Source organism: Methanobrevibacter sp. (genome assembly GCF_045577275.1).
In the GTDB taxonomy this organism is placed as follows: Archaea; Methanobacteriota; Methanobacteria; order Methanobacteriales; family Methanobacteriaceae; genus Methanobrevibacter.
This window is the reverse complement of the sequence record NZ_JAZNIB010000162.1, coordinates 1-2721: the sequence shown is the minus strand read 5'-3', so window position 1 is coordinate 2721 and position 2721 is coordinate 1. Positions and strand designations below refer to the sequence as shown.

Annotated in this window: 4 protein-coding genes; all 4 read right to left on the bottom strand. The window is 34.5% G+C overall.

The window, feature by feature from the left end; all coding sequences use genetic code 11:
- The coding region (locus tag ACKI67_RS04875) for a phage terminase large subunit (protein ID WP_407462288.1) at positions 1 to 1273 on the bottom strand (1273 nt) is incomplete at its 3' end.
- The gene (locus tag ACKI67_RS04870; protein ID WP_407462287.1) at positions 1266 to 2075 is read right to left on the bottom strand and encodes a hypothetical protein; all 810 of its coding nucleotides are present in this window, start codon (positions 2073 to 2075) and stop codon (positions 1266 to 1268) included. The genes ACKI67_RS04875 and ACKI67_RS04870, both read right to left, overlap by 8 nt.
- A 13-nt stretch (positions 2076 to 2088) precedes the next feature.
- Entirely contained in the window at positions 2089 to 2337 is a 249-nt protein-coding gene (locus ACKI67_RS04865; protein ID WP_407462286.1) for a hypothetical protein, read from the bottom strand.
- A 144-nt stretch (positions 2338 to 2481) separates the two neighbouring features.
- Positions 2482 to 2721: hypothetical protein (locus ACKI67_RS04860; RefSeq protein ID WP_407462284.1), on the bottom strand; the 240-nt coding region annotated here is incomplete at its 5' end.

The window sequence follows — 2721 nt, the reverse complement described above, 5'->3', positions numbered from 1 at the left end:
ATTCCATAGCCCATTTTTTTGTGAACCCTGTTCTATCCTTTCCAACCAGAAAAATTCCATTCTTTTGAATGTCAGCTGAAACTCTTCTTGCCCTATCGATTTTGTTTTCTCTTGAGTTACCAGTTCCTGTAGCGAATCCCCCTCGGTTAAGCTCATCGATAATCAATAACCCAAAGTTTTTACCTGTACTTCCGTCAAGTTCAATGTATTGAACATCTGACTTGTCACGTGCTGCAGTATTGAGAATTTCATTGATTAAGTTTCTTGATTCCAACTGAAACTCATATGAGTCCAGGATGTAAATGTTTCCGTTTAGATCTTTAGCAAGCATAACACCTGCTGTATAATCCGGATCACTGCCTCTCAATTTATCATCATTCAATACTTCTGTAGCTGCAAGATCCCAATATCTTATGACTCTAACGATTGGTATTTTCAGGTATTCATCATGAGAAATCAAATGAAAATCTGATTCATCAAATAGCTGACCTTTAACACTAACATACCAGTTACCGTTCATTAGCTGTTCTCTTGTTACCCTATCCAATCCCATAAGGTATTCTTCATAATCATTTCTGTCAAGATAGATATTGTCTAAATAGCTAGAGCAAATAAAGCGAATTTGTGATTTGTCCTGAATATCTCCATCAATTTTTTCAATGAATCTTTCACGTACCCATTTGTTTCCACGCTTACCAGGATTACTTGATGCCATTAATTGTGTTGGAAGTTTATTGTCTTTGGTTTTCCTTACTCTAGACCTCATGTAAATGTATTTGAATCTCTCAAGCTGTGTGAGCTCATCAATACCTATGAATTGATATTCGGAACCTTGGTAAGTATCTAAATCATTAATGTTTCTCAAATATCCAAATGTTAATGAGTTTCCATTGGGAAATGTCCATGAATGTTCAGTTCCATCCCACTTAGGTTTGATGCTTTGATTATTTTGAATTTCCTTTCGATTTAACCACTGACTTGCTTTATGAATTAAAGCTCCTTTACGCTTCAGGTCAGATAATGTGCGTCTCAGGATAAGTGCATGGTATTCATTGGTATCATCCTGAACATAAAACAATGCCCTCATAAGTAGACTTGTTGATTTGGAACCTCCTGCAGCACCACCAATCAATACTTCCTTTTCAGTTGCCAATATCATTTCAGCCTGCTTTGGAAAAGGAGAGAATGGAATATATGGATTTTCATATACGCATTTTTGAAGAATAGCTTTATCCCTGGCACTCAAATAGAATTCATTGTTTTCATCATACATTGCTATCATCAATTTGTTTTGCAAGGATTTCTATTTCTTCCATAATGTCCTTTTGTGAGATTTCAATTTTTTTATCTTCCAGCTCCAGCATGCGGTTTTTGAACAGTCTATCCATTTCATTCTTGAACAGTTTGTTTTTGGCTTCAAATGCTCTTACTGACAATTCTAAATAACGAATCTTTAATTCTGTTAAATCAATCAGATATCTTGCGAGACTTTTTTCATTGGCATTGTATCTTACTTCCAGGTCAAGTTTTTCAAAGTCGATTTCAAGGCCTACAGCATTTTTGGTAATCTTGTCAAGATTGTCAAGACCAGTCTTGATGTCTGTGACCTGTTGCTGAAGTATTGTATCAATAGCTAAATCAATATTGTCCTGGTGGATGTTATTGTCAGTGATTTGCTTTTGTGTAATAGCTCTGTTTGTCAGTGCTTCTGCATTTCGCTCTCTTGGGTCTTTATTCTTATCGGCTAGGCGATATTTCTTTTTGAATCTTGAAAATGTTGCCCGACTTACTTCAAGATCATGTTCCTCATCAAGCCATCTCCTCACACTTGCATCAGTAGCACCTTGAGTTTTCATTACTTGAATCTCATCCAATAATGTTTCCAGAAAATCACCTTTTGTTATGTTTAGTTTTGCTTTGAATTTCCTGTAGGTATTGTCTGCTACTTCTCTGCCGTATTTTGTTTTTAGAAGTTCTCTGACTTCGTTGTTGCTCATTCCTTTCCTGCAGCAGTTTATTATTTCCTGTTCGTGCTGTTCTAGAAAGTAAATAATATCTGAATTTCCTCTGCCCATGGTGACGGCTCTCCTATAGATTTCTCAATTCTCTTTCGAGCTGGTGTTTTCTCTCTTCAATTAGTCTGTACTCGGTTTGTTTCATAATCCTTGCGTAGTTGGAATCGTTTTGTATGGATGTTATTGTTTTGTCTGCATCCCCAATAGCTATTAACATAGCTCCAAGCTCATAAGCATCCTTGTGTGTAAAACTAGATTCTTCTACAATTTTTTTGAGTGTTATTTCAACTCTTGCGCTGATGTTGGTTTTTTCGGCAATCATAATATGTATTATGTACTTTTATATATAATAATATTATGCAATTTATATAAAAAAAGATATAAAAGTAATAATAAATATTACTTTCACAAATGAAAAACAGTTTTTCTTTTTAAGAGTTATATACAAGAGATTTATTTTTTGAAGCTATTCTTCATCACCCATTTCTTCAAGTTCCTTTTGAAGGTCATGGATTTGCATTTCCTTATAGAACCTTTCAAACTTTCCTGTTTCAATGAGATAAGATGAAACTTCAAGCGCTGCCCTAAATGTATAATTGGACTCTTTGATAATTTGCTTTTTGTCTTCATCCATGTAGGATGAGGTATTATTTATATTGGCCATAGCTATTACAACCTGTATATAATAATTAATATAATATTTTAT

Bases quoted from the DNA above. Each gene is read 5' to 3' on its own strand.
- ACKI67_RS04865 (WP_407462286.1), bottom strand. From the start codon at position 2,337: ATGATTGCCGAAAAAACCAACATCAGCGCAAGAGTTGAAATAACACTC.
- ACKI67_RS04870 (WP_407462287.1), bottom strand. From the start codon at position 2,075: ATGGGCAGAGGAAATTCAGATATTATTTACTTTCTAGAACAGCACGAA.